Source organism: Pseudofrankia inefficax, assembly GCF_000166135.1.
GTDB classification, from domain to species: domain Bacteria; phylum Actinomycetota; class Actinomycetes; order Frankiales; family Frankiaceae; genus Pseudofrankia; species Pseudofrankia inefficax.
Map to the genome: position 1 here is coordinate 2,756,182 of NC_014666.1, position 16,800 is coordinate 2,772,981.

The following is a 16,800-nucleotide window of genomic DNA, read 5'->3' on the forward strand; positions in this document are numbered from 1 at the left end:
GTCTCTCAGCCTGATCCGTTCGGCGAGCTCGTGGCCGAGCATCCCGTCGCCGCGCCGGGCGAGGATTCTCATCAGGTCCTCCCTGGCGTGGCGGTCTCCGCCGGCCGGTCTGGATGTGCTGGCTGTGGCTGGTCGGGAATCGCGGCCGGCCGCGTAGCCGGGATTCGCTCGGGCGCGGCCGGGCGGACCGCGGCGTCGCGTAGGTGCCGCTCGACCCGGTCGAGCAGTGCGGCCCGCTCGTAGTGCGTCACGTAGTACTCGCGGGCGGCGGCCCCCATGGCCGCGCGCTCGGCGGGTGCGAGCGCGCGCACGGACGCGATCGCGTCGGCGAGCGCCGCCCCGTCCTGCGCTGGGACCGCGAGCCCGCCGGCGGCTGCCACGACCCGGGCGGTCGTCCCGTCCGCCGCCGCCACCACCGGCCGGCCGCACGCCAGGAACGACTGCACCCGGCTCGGGATCGTCAGCGCCCACACCGGGTCTCGACGCAACGTCGTGACCACCACATCCGCGTGCGCGAGCAACGCGGGCATCTGCTCGAGCGGACGACGGCCCAGCAGGCGCACCCGGTCACCGAGACCGCGGCGGCTGATCTCGTCCGCCAGCCACTCCCCGCGCTGGCCGTCGCCGACGACCACCCAGTGCACGTCGGCGCCGCCTGGCAGGGCGCGCAGCCGCTCGGCGGCGTCGACCAGCGTCTCGAGGGCCTGCGCCTGGCCGAGGTTGCCCGCGACCATCGCGACGAACCCCTCCGGCAGCGCGGCCTCCCGCCGGACCTGGGGGTCGGGTGGCAGCGGGCGGTAGCGGTCCTCGGCCCAGTTCGGCAGGTAGCCGAGCCGGTCGGCCGGCACCCCGGCCGCGCGCAGCAGCGGCAGGAAGTCCTCGGACTGACCGAGCACCCGCGCGCAGCGCTGGTAAGCCGCGCCGACCGCCTTCTCCAGCAGGCCGAGCATCCGCTCGGAGCGCACCACGCCCATCGCGCGCAGCGTGTGTGGCCACAGGTCCTGCACCCACAGCACGACCGGGGTGCCATGGACCCTGCGCAGCAGCAACGCCGGCACCACCATCGTCACCGGCGAGATCTGGAAGACGAGCACGACGTCGGAGGGAGGCAGCCGTGGCACGCCGAACACGCTGGCGCTCGCGGCGAAGGTCAGGTAGTTCAGCGCGAGCCGCCATCGCTCGCCGGCACCGCGGGAGGCCAGCGGCACCCGCACCACCTGGACGTCCTCGTACCACTCCCGGCCAGGCCGCCGACGGCGGGGAAACACCTCGCGACGTGGGTAGCTTGGCTGCCCGGTCAGGACTGTCACCTGGTGGCCGCGTTCCCGCAGGCCGACGGCCAGGTCGTTGACCCGGAACTGCTCTGGCCAGAAGTACTGGCTGACGATCGTCACTCGCACCCGCGTGTTCCCCTTCCCGCAAGCTCGGTCCCGGCACTGACGGCCGGCACCACGTCGGCGAACACCTCGAGGTGGCGGGCGGCGGCGCGCTCCCAGGTGAACTCGGCGAGCACCAGCGCGCGCAGCCGCGTGCCGTGCTCGGCCAGAGCGTCGGGGCGGGCGAGCAACTGGCGCAGCCCGGCAGCCAGGGCGGGCGCCGTCGCTTCCACCACCAGCCCGCCCCGGCATCGCGCCACCTCGTCGAACCCGCAGACATCAGTGATGAGCACGGGGGTGCTGTTCACCCCGGCCTCCAGAGCGACGATCGACATCGCCTCCCGCCGCGACGGCACGACAAGCAGCGACGCCGCCCGCAGCGCCTCGGTGCGCTCGGCGCCGGCGACGACGCCGACGAACCGGACCGCGGCCGCCACTCCGAGCGCCGAGGCCTGGGCGCGCAACTCGGCGGCGAGTCCTTCGTCCGGCCCGGCGAGAACCAGCAGCCAGCCGTCGGCGGCCGCTCCTGCGGCGGCGAACGCCTCGATCAACAGGTCGACGCCCTTGATCCGGTTGAGCCGACCGAGGAAGAGCACGTAGCGGCGGCCGGCGAGGCCGTGCCGGCGCAGAAACGCCCCGCCCGCGTCCCGGTCGTGGTCCGCCGCGGCTACCCCGTTGGGGATCACCCGCACGGCGGCCGGATCGCGGCCGTACCGCGCGAAGTCTGCCGCCTCGTCGGCGGTGACGGCGATCGCCGCCGCCGCGTCGCGCACGATCCGGGTACCGACGGCCACGTTGTAGGCGCGCTTCGCGGCGCGGCTACGGCCGGCGACCGGTAGCGAGCCGCACGGCGAGACCACCCACGGGACGCCGTGGCGGCGGGCGGCGCGGAAACCGAGGGCACCCAGTGCGGTCCAGTGCCCCAGCAGATGCACGACGTCGGCGGCGGCGACCCGCTCGGCCACCTGGCCTGGCCGCGCGGGCAGATAGAAACGGCGGTTCGCGCAGGGCATGGGGGTCAGCGTGGCGGGAGCCAGCGGTGCGATCCGGGCGTCGGTCAGGTCGAGATCGAGAGTGAGCAACTCGGTGCTCACCTCGGGCCCCCCGGCGCGCGCGTAGGCGCGGGTCAGCTGGTAGGCCCGCTCGGCCAGGCCGCCACCACGGCGGGCGTCGGCCATCATCACCACCGTCAGCACCCGCACGGCGCGTCACCCCCAGGCTCGACGCTCCCGGCGCGGGCCCGGTCCGGGAGGTGGCCGTCGACGATCCGGGCGATCTCGTCGGCCAGCGTGTACGGGGCGCAGAACCCAGCGGCCCGCAGCGCCGCGGAGCTGTACCACTGCCCCGGCCGAGGACGGCGAAGAACCCGGGCCGCGCCGTCGACGGCCGCCACCGGCAAGGGAAACCGCCACAGCGCGGGCAAGCCCGCAAGCGCCCGGACGGTGTCCTGCATGGCCGCGTAGTTCACGTTCGCCCGCGCCAGCGCCGCGTTCGCGCCGCCCAGATCGTCGACGACGTTGAACGTCGCCCGGCGCGCGACCTGCGGGGTGTCGAGCGCGAACTGGATGGCGGCCGCGGCGTTGCCCGCCGTCACGTAGGACACGGGGGTGCCCTGGCGGAGCGAGCCGAGCGCGGCCGCCCTGAGCGGTCTGCGCAGTGCGTCAAAGATCGGTTGGTAGGAAGCCGGCCGCCGGGCGGAGATCACCGAGCCCATCCGCAACACCATCAGCTCGCAGTCGGCACGCAGCGCTGTCAGCCACGGTCGCTCCGCGGCGAGCTTGGACCGGGCGTAGGCCGAGCGTGGCCGGCAGGCCGTGGTCTCGTCGACCAGGCCACGGTGGCTCGGTCCGTACACCGAGACCGTGCTGACCAGCGCGACCCGCGTGATCTGCGGGCAGGTGTTGACCGCGGCCAGCAGGTTGAGCGACATCGTCACCGCCTGCTTCGGGTCACCGACGTCGTGGGCCAGGTGGCAGAGCGCCGTTCCCGCCGGCACGTCCAGGGCCTCGATGCTGCGGGTGACCAGCGCTCCCGGCGTCCCGGCGGCGAGATCCACCCTGGCCCAGCGCTCGTGAGACCCGAGCGCCGCCGGCCTGCGACGGCCGAGCAGCACCACCTCGCGGCCGGCGAGCGCCGCGCGTACGTGGCCGCCGATGAACCCCCCGCCGCCGGTGAGCACCACCGTCGAGCCAGCCGCATCACCCCGGGGCCTGGGCGCCGATGCCGCGACCGGCGCTGTCGCCCGTGCGGCGACCGGCCGGGCGAGATACTCCGTGGGCTTGTCCACGCCACTCTTTGTATCATTCAAAATACCTAGAGTGACTGACCTGCGATGCGCGGACCCGTCCCGCCCTAGCGCGCCTGTGGTGTGGGGCGTGGCGCGGGGACACGGCCCCGGCCAGCCGTGGCCGGGACGTCGAGGTCGCCGCCGCCGGCGACCTCGCCGGCGATCCCGCCGGCACGGGAGGACCGCAACGGCACCGCCGGCACACCCGCGACCCTGGCGCCGGCGGCCACGTCGGAGGTCACGACCGCACCCGCCCCGACGACGGCGCCGTCACCGACGGTGACACCCCGCAGAATCGTGGCCTTGGCCCCCAGCCACACGTCCCGGCCGAGCGTCACGGGCGACGCGGCGAACACCATCGCGGAGCCCGGGGTTCCCGGTGTGACCACGTGGTCCTGGTCGCGGACCACACACATCTCGGCCAGCAGGCTGCCGGCGCCTATCACCACCTGCCGGCGGGCGACCAGCACGCAGTGGGGACCGACGAAGTCTGCGCCGAGGTCCAGGAGCGCTCCGTCCTCGACCTCCAGATGGACGTCGCGGACGAGGACGGATCCCCGAATGGTCAGCTTCCCGCGCGGGGCGCAGAGAATCACGCAGCGTGGCCCGAGGAAGGAATCGAACCCTATCCGGACCCCCGGCTGTGTCATCCGCAGCAAGAGGATCCTCATCCAGGAGGCGACCCGCGCCGCGCCGCGCCGTGCTCGCCGCACAGCATGCGCGTAGACGGCCACGAGGTCGTCGGTCTCCGCGTCTTCCGTGGTCCTGTCCGCGCCCGGCCTCGAGGCGGGGAACGGCGGGGTTCGGCGCACGACCGTCTCCTCTCTTTCCGCGCGGGTTCTTCCGGGCACGCCTGAGGACTGGCCAGCCGTCGGCAGGCCCGGCAACCACGTCGCCGGGGGAGGGCTCAGACCGCGGCCTGAGCCCAGTGCGTCGGACGGGGCTCGTCCGGCAGCGGGGAGTCGACCGGCGGCAGCGGTCCGACGCCGTCGATCAGGCCGCGTCCATACGACCGCCAGAGGGAGAGCCCTCGTCCGTGCGCCAGGTCCGAGGCCAGGTAACGGGGTAGCGCGAAGAACGTCAGCCAGAGGGCGGCCGCGCGAGCCCGCCAGGGTTGGCCGTGGACGCGCGCGAACCAGAGGCGGTTGCGCACCGTGTAGTAGGCGTACGCGTTGCCGGGGACGGTTCCGCCGCCGGTGTGCCATGCCTGGTAGGGGCTGACCATGACCCGCCAGCCGGCGGCGGCGGCGCGGCGGGCCAGGTCGGTCTCCTCGTAGTAGAGGAAGTAGCGGGTGTCCATGGGCACCTGGCGGTGGCACTCGGCTCGCACGAAGAGGATCGCGCCCGTGACGAACGCGACGTCCGCCGGCTCTGGGCGCCCGCGGCGACGACGGCGCGACACCGTGAACACCGGGGTCAGGCGGTCCGCTCCGGGGTGAATCCCGTCCGCGTTGAGCAGGGTGGGCCCGACGATGCCGACGCCGTCGCGGGAGATGAGCGTGAGGCAGGCCGCGACGGTCTGCTCGGGCAGCAGCACGTCATTGTTGAGCAGCAGATAGACGTCGGTGTCCTGCCGGGCGTCAGCGCCGAATCGGAAACCGCCGGCGAACCCGAGGTTGGCGGTGGGGACGAGCCAGCCGGCGGCGGCCGGCAGATCGCCCGGGCGGGGACTTCCATCGTTGGCGACGACGACCACGTCCGTCACCGCGGACATGTCGGCGAGCCGGCTGGCAAGCTCGACGGTCGGCTCGGCCGGCCCCCAGTGCACGATGACGGCGGTCGTCCGCAGCCCGCGCGCGAGTGGGTCGCGGGCGTCGACCGCGTGGTCGACGACCGGCGGATCCGTCGCGTCCGCCGTACCCGGGGAGCGCTCGCGGCCGTCGACCTCGGGCGGGGAGCTCGTCCGCAGGCTCATCGCACTGTGGCCCTCCAGGCGGGACACACGAATGTGTCACTGAATGTTTACTGTCAGTGATCGAGCCTAGGCTATCTGGCCGCCGGTTCGGGACTTGCCGGCAAGCGTGTCGCGGCCGGCCGCGGTGCCCGGCCGCGAATGCAATCACGTGACTACGCTATGTGGCGACGCCGTGAAGGGTGTCCACGCCGGAAGCCCCGAGACGATCAAAGGAGTAGCTGGATGGCCAAAGTCGCGGTGTTTGGCGCCACCGGGTTCGTTGGGCGAGCGGTAGCTGAGGCGATCAGCGCCTCAGGTGACCTGGTGACGTCGTTGCCTGCCAAGCGGCTGCGTGTCGAACCGAGCCGCGTTGTCGAGCTGGCGGACGCCCTGGCGGTGACGGCCGCCGGAGACGCGGCGGCGAGACGGACAGGCACATCGCCGGCGCCGGGTTCCGATACGGCCTTCGGTCGGGTGCTCGAGGCCGGACTCGTCGAGGACGGGCTCGTCGACGAGGTGGCCCGCTCGCTGAACGGGCATGACGTCGTCGTGAACGCGGCCGGGCTGCCCGACGCCACGGCGCCCGCGACTCCTGAGCTGTTCGGCGCCAACGCGCTGTGGCCCCTCGTCCTGGGCCTCGCCTGCGAGCGTGCCGGGGTCACGCGGCTCGTCCAGGTGAGCACGGCGGCGGTCCAGGGCCGGATCCGGGTCCTCGACGACAGCCCGCGGTATGCGCCGGTCAGCCCGTACGCGGAGACGAAGGCGCTGGGGGAGCGGCTGCTCACCTGCCTCGCCGGGACCGGCCGGCTGCAGGTCACCCTTTTCCGCCCCCCGTCGGTGCACGGACCCGGACGGGATCTCACGCGCGCCTTCGCCCGGTGGTGCGACCGTTTTCCGTTGGTCGTCAGCGGACGCGGGGACCAGCCGGTGCCGGTGGCTCTGATCGGCAATGTCGCGGCGGCGCTCGTGGCGCTCGTGGCGGCCGACGACCCGCCGCTGATCGTGTCGCACCCGACTGAGGGACACACGGTCCGCTCGCTCTACGAGTCGTTCGCGCCGGGCCGGCGGATCTGGTCCCTGCCACCTGGAATGGTCCGTGCGGTCCTGCGCACGCTGGAGCCCGTGGGCCGGGTCTTCCCTCCGGCGGCGGCGGCGAGCCGGCGACCTGAGCTGCTGTTGCTGGGCCAGGCGCAGGCACGCAGCTGGCTTGAGGGCCAGCGGTTCGTGCTTCCGCTCGGGCGCGCCGAGTGGACCGAACTCGCCCGCCGTAGCCGCGCGCTCTGATCCGATCCTCGTGCTGGTCCGAGCGCCGCCGACCCGGTCGAGCCGGACCCGGATCATTGCTTCACGGTGCCGGCGGCACGCTCCGCGGGTGCTCGCTGCGCCGGAACGGTCAGCGTGGCGTCCGCTGTCTCCCCTGCCGGTTCGCCCGCCGCGCCGTCCGGCGACCGGTCGGCCGGGCTCGTGGCCAAGCGGTCGGCCGGAGCTGGGGAAGGGGTGCGGCCGGGGGCCTCGACGCCGCCCCGGCGCGTGGCCACCCGCCGGGGGGCCCCGAGGTATCGGGCCACAAGGAAGCAGATCATCAGGTCCGCGCAGACTCGGACCGGCACCGCCACCGTGGTGGCGCTGACCAGGCCGAGCCCGGCGCAGAACGCGGCGAGCACGCCGGTGTACCCGGCGACCGTGGTGTGCGACCACCCGGCGGTCACCAGCCGCTGATAGGCGTGGCCGCGGTGCGGCAGGTACCAGCGCTCACCGGTCCGGATCCGGCGGACCAACGTCGTCGCCGTGTCGGCCAGGTAGAGCACGACCGGCGCCGCGACCGCCTCGACCGGCACGCCGGACACCGCCGCCTGCAGCGCGAGCGCGGCGATGGCCCCACCGATCGCGTAGCTGCCGACGTCGCCGAGGAAGACGAGCGCCCGCGGCATGTTGAACGGCGCGAAGCCGAGCGCGGCGCCGGCGAGCACCGTGCCGCCCGCGACCAGTGGCGGGCTGTGGTGCACCGTGCCGACGAGCGCGTATCCGACCCCGGCGACGGTCGCCTGCGTCGCGGAGATGCCGTTGACGCCGTCCATGAAGTTGAAGGCGTTGACGAAGCCGGTGATCCACACCGGCCCGATGACGACCGCTGCCGCCACCATCCCGAGCCCGGGCCGGCCCGCGCCGATCGCGACGCTCACGACCGTCATCGCCGTCAGGGCCGCCGCGGCGAGGGCCTGCAGCGCGAGCCGGCGCAGCGGCGCGATCCCGCCGATGTCACCGCCGACGTCCTCGGCCAGCCCCAGCAGGCCGAACAGGGTGACGGCCAGCGTCATCGGCAGCAGGTCGGGGGCGCTGGCCCGTCCACTGGTGAGCACCGTGAACACGACGCCCGAGAACAGCCCGAGCACCACGGCGGCGCCACCGCCGCGCGGCGTCGGGCGGGTGTGCAGGGTGCGCTCGTTGGCGACGTCGAGCACCGACAGCCGGCGCATGTAGGCGATGACGAGGGGCGTCGCGGCCAGGGTGACGACGCAGGCCGCGAATCCGGCACCGACCATGTATTCCTCCATGCGGGGAAGCTGGACGGAATGGCTCCGCGCTCGGGCCAAGGTTCGTCACGCAATGTAGTCCCGGGACTGCGCCTAGCCGGGTGAGGCGAGGGGGAGTGTCCCGACCGGGTGTGACACAGCGTGATGATGTCGGCGGGATGGGTGGGAGCGGCACGCCGGAGGGCGACACGGGCGAGAGTTGTCTCGCTCTAGGTATCCGTTCGATGACAATCAGACCATGGAGGAGCTCGGGAAGCTGGTGGTGATCGACCAGGGGCACGTGGGTCTGCCGTTGTCGATGCGCGCGGCCGAGGTGGGGTGGCGGGTCGTCGGCCTCGACGTCGACGAGCACCGTGTCGCGCGGCTCGCGACAGGGGAGTCCTGCGTCGACGACGTCAGCGACGACCAGCTGCGGGACGCGCTCGACGGTGGCCGCTACCGGCCGACCGCCTCCTACACCGGTGCCGAGGGTTTCGACGTCGCGGTCGTCACCGTCCCGACGTCGCCGCGCGAGGGAACCCCAGGCCTCACCGCGGTCACCGAGGCCGCCCGTGGCCTGGCCCCGTACCTGCGGGCTGGGGCCACGGTCATCCTCGAGTCCACGACGTACCCGGGCACGACCGAGGAGCTGTTCGGCCCGACCCTCGAGGCCGGGTCTCGGCTGGTCGCGGGCCGGGACTTCCGGCTCGGCTACTCGCCGGAGCGCCTCGACCCGGGCAACAGGACGTGGCGACTGGCGAACACGCCGAAGGTCGTCTCCGGCGTCGACCGGGCCTCGCTGGCCGCCGTCCAGGGCTTCTTCGACACGATCGCGGCCCGGACCGTACCGGTCTCGTCCACCCGGGCCGCCGAGTTCGCCAAGCTGGTGGAGGGCGCCTTCCGGCAGGTCAACATCGCGCTGGTCAACGAGCTGGCGATGGTCGCCGGCGAGCTCGGCGTCGACGTCTGGGAGGCGATCGACGCCGCCGCCACCAAGCCATACGGATTCATGCGCTTCACGCCAGGACCGGGTGTCGGCGGCCACTGGCTGCCGCTCGACCCCTCCGGGCCGCCGTGGCAGACCGGTCGCGGCGCCGGGCGATCCCCGCGCTTCCTGGAGCTGGCCCGCGACATCAACGATCAGATGCCCGAGTACGTCGTCCGCCGCGCCGGCCAGCTGCTCAACGACCGCGGCCGGCCGGTGCGCGGCAGCCGCGTCCTGCTGCTCGGCCTGTCGTACAAGAAGAACACCGGTGACGTCGGGGAGTCGCCGGCGGTGCGGATCGCCACCCTGCTGGCCCGGCTCGGCGCGGACGTCCGGGCCGCCGACCCGCATGTCGACCCGGCCCAGGTCTGCGCCCCGGTCCGGCTCGTCGAGCTGGACGAGGCCGAGCTCGCCGCCGCGGATCTCGTCGTCGTCCTCGTCGACCACGATCTCTTCCCGCGTGGCCTGGTCAGCAGGTTCGCCCGCGCGGTGCTCGACACCCGCCGCTGGCTGCCACCGGGCCCGGCCGTCCCGGCCCAACGGCGTGCCCCGGACGCGGAGAGCCTGATCGTCCCGGCGTCCGCGTGGGTGGAGTCGCTCTGAACCCCGCCGAGCGCGGGCCGGACGCCGCCTCCGTCGTCCCGCCCACCGGGGACCCGGCAGGACCGGCACCCACCGAGACGCCTCAGGCCCCCACCGTCCCGCGGCCGTCGGTGCCGGGGGCTCCCGTCGCCGTGCCGCCCGCCGGGGCGCCCGCGCAGGCGCCCACCGGGCCGGCGGACTCCGGGGTCGCGCCGCACCTTGACCTCGCCCTGTTCGGCGTCGCGATCGCCGCGCGTGGTCGCCCCGGCCGGACGGGTGCCGAGGAAGCCGCCTGGACGGTGCTGCACCTGGGTGCGGCCGAGGACGAGCACGGCCGGGCCAGCGTGGTCGACCTCCTCGCCGCCCTGCGTCACTCCGGCCAGCCGGCGCGGCTGCGTCTCGTCGGCGCGCTGCCACAGGCGCAGCGCGGCCGGCTGCTGGAGCGGGCCACCGCGGCGGGCGTGGTCGGGGCCCTCGACCTGGTCGGTGCTCGCGCGCCGCACGAGATCGCCCGGCTGCTCGTCGAGGCGGCCCTGCTCGTCGTTCCTGCCCCGCCCGCCGGGCAACGCCATGGTGGCGGGGGAGCGGGCTCGACGCCGGACGACGGGGGTCTCGTCGCCGTCGTGCTGGCCGGCTGCGCCGCCGGGACGCCCGTGCTCGCGCCGGATCTGCCCGAGACCCGCCGGCTGGCCGCCGAGCTGCCCGAGGTGACGCTGGTGGCGCCGCGGGCCCCTGTCGAGGCCTGGGCGCGGGCGGCCGTCAGGCCGCTGCCCGTCCCGCCGACCCCGGACGACCGCTGGACCGCGCTCCGGCGCCTGCGCCGGTCGTCCTTCTGCCGGGACCGCCCCGCGCTGGGCGACGAGTCCGCCGCGGGCCCGGCGCGAGGGTGACCCTGCCCAGCCGGGATCTGTGACCTTTCTGATAGCCGGGGTCCCGCCGTGACTGGACCGGGCCCCTGGTCGCGGTCCGCGCTATAGTTAGCAAAGCTAAGTAACTCGGTGATGATGCGACGGTCACCCCGTCCGCCGAGGTGTGGGCCGCCGGCCTGGGAGTGCCAGGATGGGCGCGGGGCGGTGACCGACCGGCCCCTGTTCGACCGTGCCCTCCGCCGGCCCAACCGGCCGGGCGGTGCGCCGAGTCGACGGAACGCGGCGCGTTGGGTGTGACAGAAGGAGACGACGAGCATGGACAGCTTCGGGAGCCTCGGCGAGCTGGTAGTAGGGGAGCGTGCCTACACCATCCGACGACTGGACGCGGTGCCCGGTGCTGAGCGCCTTCCCTATAGCCTGAAGGTGCTGCTGGAGAACCTGCTGCGCACCGAGGACGGCGCGAACATCACCGCCGACCACGTGCGGGCGCTGGCGAACTGGGACCCGAAGGCCGAGCCCAGCCAGGAGATCCAGTTCACCCCGGCCCGGGTGATCATGCAGGACTTCACCGGTGTGCCCTGCGTCGTCGACCTCGCCGCGATGCGCGAGGCGATGGTCGCCCTCGGCGGTGACCCGGCCAAGATCAACCCGCTGGCCCCGGCCGAGATGGTGATCGACCACTCGATCATCGCCGACCATTTCGGGCGCCCGGACGCCTTCGACCTGAACGCCACGCTGGAGTTCAGCCGCAACCGCGAGCGCTACCAGTTCCTGCGCTGGGGCCAGGCCGCGTTCGACAACTTCACGGTCGTCCCGCCGAACACGGGCATCGTCCACCAGGTGAACCTGGAGTACCTGGCCCGCGTGGTCTTCACCAAGCAGACCGCCGAGGGCACACTGGCCTACCCGGACACCCTGGTCGGCACCGACAGCCACACCACCATGATCAACGGTCTGGGCGTGCTGGGCTGGGGCGTCGGCGGCATCGAGGCCGAGGCCGCGATGCTCGGCCAGCCGGTCAGCATGCTCATCCCGACCGTCGTCGGCTTCAAGCTGACCGGTGAGCTTCCCGCCGGCACCACCGCCACCGACATGGTCCTGGTCATCACCGAGCAGCTGCGCAAGCACGGCGTCGTCGGCCGGTTCGTCGAGTTCTACGGCGAGGGCGTCACGTCCGTCCCGCTGGCCAACCGGGCCACGATCGGCAACATGAGCCCCGAGTACGGCTCCACCTGCGCGATCTTCCCGGTCGACCAGGAGACGCTGAACTACCTCAAGCTCTCCGGCCGCCCCGCCGAGCTGATCTCGCTGGTCGAGGCGTACGCCAAGGAGCAGGGACTCTGGCACGACCCGTCCCGCGAGGCCGACTACACGACCACGCTGGAGCTCGACCTCTCGACCGTCGAGCCGTCGCTGGCCGGCCCGAAGCGGCCGCAGGACCGGGTGCCGCTAGCCTCGGCGAAGCCGAAGTTCCGGACCGCCCTGGCCGACTATGCCTCGGCCGCTCTTGCCGGCAATGCCACAGCCGTCCCGCTCGCCGCGGGCGGAGCGGACGAGGCTGACGACGAGTCGTTCCCGGCCTCCGACTCCCCGACCGCGATCGAGGACAAGAAGTCGGACCTGCCGGCCTCCTCGAACGGGATCGCCGGTGACGTGAAGGGCCGTCCGTCGAACCCGACCGCGGTGACGCTGGCCGATGGCACCTCGTTCTCGATCGACCACGGCGCGGTCGCGATCGCCGCGATCACCTCATGCACCAACACCTCGAACCCGCAGGTCATGATCGGCGCCGCGTTGCTCGCCCGCAACGCCGTCGAGAAGGGCCTGACCCGCAAGCCGTGGGTCAAGACCACGCTCGCGCCCGGGTCCAAGGTCGTCATGGACTACTACAACCGCGCCGGCCTGGTGCCGTACCTGGAGAAGGTCGGCTTCAACCTGGTCGGTTTCGGCTGCACCACCTGCATCGGCAACTCCGGCCCGCTGCAGGAGGAGATCTCCGCCGGGATCAACGAGGGCGACCTGGCCGTCGTCTCGGTCCTGTCGGGCAACCGGAACTTCGAGGGCCGGATCAACCCCGACATCAAGATGAACTACCTGGCGTCCCCGCCGCTGGTCGTCGCCTACGCCCTCGCCGGCACGATGGACGTCGACCTGGTGAACGACCCGCTGGGCCACGCGCCGGACGGCAGCCCGGTCTACCTGCGCGACATCTGGCCGACCGAGGCGGAGGTCGCGGCGGTCGTCGCCGAGGCGATCACCTCCGACATGTTCGAGCGTGACTACGCCGACCTGTCCGGCGACGAGCGCTGGCAGTCGCTGCCCGTCGGCTCCGGCGGCGAGGTCTCGCAGACCTTCGACTGGGCGCCCGACTCGACCTACGTCCGGCACCCTCCGTACTTCGAGGGCATGGCGAAGACCCCGGCCCCGCGCACCGACATCGTCGGCGCCCGGGTGATGGCGGTCCTCGGCGACTCGGTCACCACCGACCACATCTCGCCCGCCGGCAACATCAAGAAGGACTCGCCCGCCGGCCGCTACCTGACCGAGCACGGCGTCGCCGCCGGCGACTTCAACTCCTACGGCTCGCGGCGCGGCAACCACGAGGTCATGATCCGCGGCACGTTCGCCAACATCCGGCTGCGCAACCGGCTCGCCCCCGGCACCGAGGGCGGCGTCACCCGGCACCTGCCGGACGGCGAGCAGATGGCGATCTACGACGCCGCCCAGAAGTACGCGGCCGAGAACGTTCCGCTGGTCGTGCTCGCCGGCAAGGAGTACGGCTCGGGCTCGTCCCGCGACTGGGCCGCCAAGGGCACCGCGCTGCTCGGCGTCCGGCTCGTCATCGCCGAGTCCTACGAGCGCATCCACCGGTCGAACCTGATCGGCATGGGCGTGCTGCCGCTGCAGTTCGCCCCGGGCGACTCCGTCGAGTCCCTCGGCCTGACGGGCGAGGAGGTCTTCACGGTCACCGGCCTGTCCGAGATCAGCGAGAAGACCACCACCCTCACCGTCCAGGCCGGCGACAAGTCGTTCGACGCCGTCGTCCGCATCGACACCCCCGGCGAGGCGGACTACTACCGCCACGGCGGCATCCTGCCCTACGTCCTGCGCTCGTTGATCTGACGCCTGGCGCGCTAGACAAGGCGGGGCCGGGGAGCATCGCTCCCCGGCCCCGCCTTGTCAAAGAGCGTCGTGGCGTCAGGGGTGGCTGACAGGCACGCGACTGTGGCGACTGGCTGGCTCATTCACCGAGCAGGCCCTGGCCGTCGAAGTCGTCAAGGTCCGCGAAGAACTGGTCTGCGTCCATGGGTGGATCGTTGGCGAACGTCGCCAGGATCTCGTCCATCGGAACGAACTTCTGTCGGCGTGCCGGAGTGAGCTCCGCGATGGGATAGCCGTCCCGCGTCACGACGAAGGTCTCGCCGCTCTCGACCGCGCGCAGGATGTCACCGGCGTCATCCCGCAGCTCTCGTTGGGTGATCTTGCGGGGAACGTGCTCGGTCGCGACGGTCATGGTACCTCCAGGTGCAGTGGCGAATACGTTGCGCGACGAGAGTGTTGACTCAGACACTGTCTGGTTATACAGTATTTAATCGATCATGGCCGTGGCAAGACGGCCGTGGCAAGACTGCGAGATCAAGAGGTGGCGGAGGCTGCGCCCGCGTGCTTGCACCACCACGCCATCCCCGGAACGCGGCGTGCGTGGGCGGGTTCACAGTGGGTGGGGGATCGGGCCCGGCTCTCGTGTTCAGGTGGGGTTGGCAGGATGGGCGCGGGCCGGGTGGCCGCGGGGGCGACGGGCGGGGTGAGGAGCGGCGGGATGGCTGATCGGCCGGGGGCTGAGGAACTGCTCGCGCTGGCGGTGGACGTCGCGACGGAGGCGGGCCAGCTGGCGTTGCGCGGGCGGGCTGGGACGGTGGCGGCCGAGTCGACCAAGTCGTCGCCGACGGACGTCGTCACCGCGCTCGACCGGGCGTCCGAGGCGCTGGTCGCGAAGCGACTGCTCGAGGCCCGGCCGGACGACGGCATCCTCGGGGAGGAGGGGGCCGACGCGACCGGGACGTCCGGCGTGCGCTGGATCGTCGACCCGATCGACGGGACGGTCAACTTCCTCTACAACCTGCCGAACTGGGCCGTGTCGCTGGCCGCCGAGGTCGATGGCGAGGTCGTCGCCGGAGTCGTGTACGCGCCGGCCCTCGGGCGGACCTACACGGCGCTGCGCGGGGCCGGCGCGGCGCTCGACGGCACCCCGCTGCGGGTCTCGGCGGTCGAGAGCCTGGACATGGCGCTGATCGCCACCGGGTTCGGCTACACCGTCGAGCGTCGGACCGCCCAGATCAACGTGCTGACGAGGGTGATCCCGAAGGTTCGGGACATCCGCCGGATGGGCGCCGCGTCGCTGGACCTGTGCTCCGTCGCCGCCGGCACCCTGGACGGCTACTACGAGCGCGGCCTGAAGCCCTGGGACCACGCCGCGGGCGGCCTGATCGCCACCGAGGCCGGTGCCGTCACGGGCGGCCTCGACGGCGCCCCCGGTACCGAGGCCCTCTACATCGCCGCCCCGCCCGCGATCTTCGGTTTTCTCGTGGACCTGCTCGCCGCGGAGCCCCGCGCCGACCGCGACTAGTCACCGCCAGAGGGCTGCGCCGACTGCTCAGGCTCCGCTGATGCCGAGCAGACCGCCGATGCCGAAGGCGGCTGCGGCGGCCAGCCCGCCGACGAGCAGTTGCCGAGTGGCGCCGCGCCGTGGCGGGTCGCCGGCCAGCAGGCTCAGGCCGCCGCCGACGACAGCGAGCGCGATGGCCGTCAACAGCACCGCGGTGACTGCCGCCGCGGTGCCGGACGCGACCAGGAACGGCAGCACGACCACCAGCGCGCCAACCGTGAACGACGCCGCGCTCGCCGCCGCCGTCGCCCACGGCGAACCGAGCTCGTCCGGGTCCAGTCCGAGTTCCTCTCGGGCGAGGGTGTCCAGCGCGGTCTCGGGATTCGCCATGATCTTGCGCGCGGTCTCCTCGGCCTGCTCCTTCGGCAGCCCCTTGGCCTGGTAGAGCAGCGCCAGCTCGTGTTCCTCCCCAGCGGGGAAGTGGCGCAGCTCGTCCTCCTCGCGCCGGATCTCGGCGGCGAACATCTCCCGCTGGCTCGACACCGACACGAACTCGCCGGCCCCCATCGAGAACGCCCCCGCGAGCAGCCCGGCCACCCCCGCCAGCAGGATCGCTCGGCTCGGCGCCCCGGAGCCGACGAAACCAAGTACCAGAGCGGCGTTCGACACCAGCCCGTCGTTGACGCCGAACACGGCCGCCCGCAGCGCCCCGGACCGGTCGCCACGATGCCAGCGCTCGTTCGCCCCGATCCCTCCACTCGCCGCCTGCCGCACCGACATCGTCGCCAGCATCCGGGCATGGTGTCGTTCCTGCTGCCGCATGCCCGGGGCGGCCGCGATCTCGTCGTCGTAGCGGCCGGCGCTGGCGAGCTCGCTGGCCTCCAGCATCGGCAGCACGGCGGACAGCGAGAACCAACGGGCCAACAGGATCACGATGCGCAGCCGCAGGCTGCGCCGGTGGCGACGGGCGGAGGGAACGGGCTCGCCGAGCGCGCGCAACTGGTGTTCCCAGTGACCGGCGTGCTGGTCCTCCACATCGGCGAGTTCGCGCAGCACCTCGCCCCGCGGGCCGTCGCTGACCTCGGCGAGCTCCCGGTACATCGCGGCGGACTCGCGCTCGGACGTCAGGTAGACCCGGAAGCGGTCGCGCGAGGACACCGGGGTGCCCCGCCGGCCGTCGCCCCGCTGGCCGCGGCCCCACCGGCCGCCTTCGAAGGCATCCCACTCGTCATCCCACGCCGTGTCCGCGCTCTCCGTCGGAGGCTGTGCGGCGGGCGGGAAGTGTCCCGGCTTGGCCGTCGTCGTCCAGTCCGGGGCATACGGCCATCCATCTGGACGGATCGGGCCGGTGCTCGGGTCGGGCGGAGCGGCCGGCCTAGGCACGGTTCCCGGCGCCGGACCGGAATACTGCCCCCACGCTTCCAGCGGGGCTGCCGAGTGCGGAACCGCGATCGGCCCGCTCGGTGTGTTGATGAGGATGTACGGCTCTGCCCCGGGGCCACCGCCCGACGGGAAGTGGACCTGGGGCGCAGGGGGCGGAACGGCCGCCCACCAGTCACGGTCATCACCGACGGTCATCCGATGAACCGTCCTCGTATCGGAGCCCCGCTCACACCGGAGCCGTTTTGCCCCCCACCGGGCGGGATCTTAGGGACATTCGGGCATATCCAGACAGGGCCTCTCGAGAT

13 protein-coding genes are annotated in these 16,800 nt (G+C 73.1%); 5 read left to right on the forward strand and 8 right to left on the reverse strand.

Translation table 11 applies throughout. The features are described 5' to 3' along the window. Positions 1-71: 71 nt before the first annotated feature. From FRAEUI1C_RS11190 to FRAEUI1C_RS11210, 5 genes are all read right to left on the reverse strand, one after another. The gene (locus tag FRAEUI1C_RS11190; RefSeq protein ID WP_083819514.1) at positions 72-1,400 is read right to left on the reverse strand and encodes a glycosyltransferase family 4 protein; all 1,329 of its coding nucleotides are present in this window, start codon (positions 1,398-1,400) and stop codon (positions 72-74) included. Next, entirely contained in the window at positions 1,391-2,578 is a 1,188-nt protein-coding gene (locus tag FRAEUI1C_RS11195) for a glycosyltransferase (protein ID WP_013423409.1), read from the reverse strand. Before FRAEUI1C_RS11195 ends, FRAEUI1C_RS11190 begins: the two co-directional genes overlap by 10 nt. Continuing rightward, positions 2,566-3,663 (reverse strand): NAD-dependent epimerase/dehydratase family protein, encoded by a 1,098-nt coding sequence (locus tag FRAEUI1C_RS11200; RefSeq protein ID WP_083819517.1) that lies wholly within the window; start codon positions 3,661-3,663, stop codon positions 2,566-2,568. Before FRAEUI1C_RS11200 ends, FRAEUI1C_RS11195 begins: the two co-directional genes overlap by 13 nt. Before the next feature lie 65 nt (positions 3,664-3,728). Next, complete coding sequence (locus tag FRAEUI1C_RS11205) at positions 3,729-4,475, reverse strand: acyltransferase (protein ID WP_013423411.1); 747 nt, start codon at positions 4,473-4,475, stop codon at positions 3,729-3,731. Between the two features lie 95 nt (positions 4,476-4,570). Then, positions 4,571-5,578 carry a glycosyltransferase family 2 protein gene (locus tag FRAEUI1C_RS11210; protein ID WP_013423412.1) on the reverse strand — a complete coding sequence of 336 codons (1,008 nt, stop codon included), beginning with the start codon at positions 5,576-5,578 and terminating at the stop codon, positions 4,571-4,573. 222 nt (positions 5,579-5,800) lie between these two features. Here FRAEUI1C_RS11210 and FRAEUI1C_RS11215 point away from each other — a divergent pair, with 222 nt between their 5' ends. Then, positions 5,801-6,841: an NAD-dependent epimerase/dehydratase family protein gene (locus tag FRAEUI1C_RS11215; protein ID WP_013423413.1), complete on the forward strand. Its 1,041-nt coding sequence runs from the start codon at positions 5,801-5,803 to the stop codon at positions 6,839-6,841. A gap of 53 nt (positions 6,842-6,894) precedes the next feature. Here FRAEUI1C_RS11215 and FRAEUI1C_RS11220 read toward each other — a convergent pair whose 3' ends face one another. Then, a complete protein-coding gene (locus FRAEUI1C_RS11220; RefSeq protein WP_013423414.1) occupies positions 6,895-8,100 on the reverse strand; it encodes an MraY family glycosyltransferase in 1,206 nt (401 codons plus the stop codon). A 229-nt stretch (positions 8,101-8,329) separates the two neighbouring features. Here FRAEUI1C_RS11220 and FRAEUI1C_RS11225 point away from each other — a divergent pair, with 229 nt between their 5' ends. The 3 genes from FRAEUI1C_RS11225 (at position 8,330) to FRAEUI1C_RS11235 (ending at position 13,629) form a co-directional block, all read left to right on the forward strand. Further along, positions 8,330-9,658 carry a nucleotide sugar dehydrogenase gene (locus tag FRAEUI1C_RS11225; RefSeq protein WP_013423415.1) on the forward strand — a complete coding sequence of 443 codons (1,329 nt, stop codon included), beginning with the start codon at positions 8,330-8,332 and terminating at the stop codon, positions 9,656-9,658. Further along, positions 9,640-10,527 carry a glycosyltransferase family protein gene (locus FRAEUI1C_RS11230; protein WP_013423416.1) on the forward strand — a complete coding sequence of 296 codons (888 nt, stop codon included), beginning with the start codon at positions 9,640-9,642 and terminating at the stop codon, positions 10,525-10,527. Before FRAEUI1C_RS11225 ends, FRAEUI1C_RS11230 begins: the two co-directional genes overlap by 19 nt. 294 nt (positions 10,528-10,821) lie before the next feature. Then, on the forward strand, positions 10,822-13,629 hold the full coding sequence (locus tag FRAEUI1C_RS11235; RefSeq protein ID WP_013423417.1) for an aconitate hydratase: 2,808 nt from the start codon (positions 10,822-10,824) through the stop codon (positions 13,627-13,629). Positions 13,630-13,747: 118 nt separating this feature from the next. On the opposite strand, the gene FRAEUI1C_RS11240 is transcribed toward FRAEUI1C_RS11235, so the two are convergent. Then, positions 13,748-14,020, reverse strand: a complete 273-nt coding sequence (locus FRAEUI1C_RS11240; RefSeq protein ID WP_013423418.1) for a type II toxin-antitoxin system Phd/YefM family antitoxin — start codon at positions 14,018-14,020, stop codon at positions 13,748-13,750. Positions 14,021-14,326: 306 nt separating this feature from the next. Here FRAEUI1C_RS11240 and FRAEUI1C_RS11245 point away from each other — a divergent pair, with 306 nt between their 5' ends. Further along, the gene (locus tag FRAEUI1C_RS11245) at positions 14,327-15,133 is read left to right on the forward strand and encodes an inositol monophosphatase family protein (protein WP_041259193.1); all 807 of its coding nucleotides are present in this window, start codon (positions 14,327-14,329) and stop codon (positions 15,131-15,133) included. A gap of 27 nt (positions 15,134-15,160) precedes the next feature. On the opposite strand, the gene FRAEUI1C_RS11250 is transcribed toward FRAEUI1C_RS11245, so the two are convergent. Further along, complete coding sequence (locus FRAEUI1C_RS11250) at positions 15,161-16,690, reverse strand: VIT1/CCC1 transporter family protein (RefSeq protein ID WP_013423420.1); 1,530 nt, start codon at positions 16,688-16,690, stop codon at positions 15,161-15,163. Between the last annotated feature and the right edge of the window lie 110 nt (positions 16,691-16,800).

Bases quoted from the DNA above. Each gene is read 5' to 3' on its own strand.
- FRAEUI1C_RS11240 (WP_013423418.1), bottom strand. From the start codon at position 14,020: ATGACCGTCGCGACCGAGCACGTTCCCCGCAAGATCACCCAACGAGAG.
- FRAEUI1C_RS11245 (WP_041259193.1), top strand. From the start codon at position 14,327: ATGGCTGATCGGCCGGGGGCTGAGGAACTGCTCGCGCTGGCGGTGGAC.
- FRAEUI1C_RS11215 (WP_013423413.1), top strand. From the start codon at position 5,801: ATGGCCAAAGTCGCGGTGTTTGGCGCCACCGGGTTCGTTGGGCGAGCG.
- FRAEUI1C_RS11210 (WP_013423412.1), bottom strand. From the start codon at position 5,578: ATGAGCCTGCGGACGAGCTCCCCGCCCGAGGTCGACGGCCGCGAGCGC.
- FRAEUI1C_RS11220 (WP_013423414.1), bottom strand. From the start codon at position 8,100: ATGGTCGGTGCCGGATTCGCGGCCTGCGTCGTCACCCTGGCCGCGACG.
- FRAEUI1C_RS11225 (WP_013423415.1), top strand. From the start codon at position 8,330: ATGGAGGAGCTCGGGAAGCTGGTGGTGATCGACCAGGGGCACGTGGGT.
- FRAEUI1C_RS11250 (WP_013423420.1), bottom strand. From the start codon at position 16,690: ATGACCGTCGGTGATGACCGTGACTGGTGGGCGGCCGTTCCGCCCCCT.
- FRAEUI1C_RS11235 (WP_013423417.1), top strand. From the start codon at position 10,822: ATGGACAGCTTCGGGAGCCTCGGCGAGCTGGTAGTAGGGGAGCGTGCC.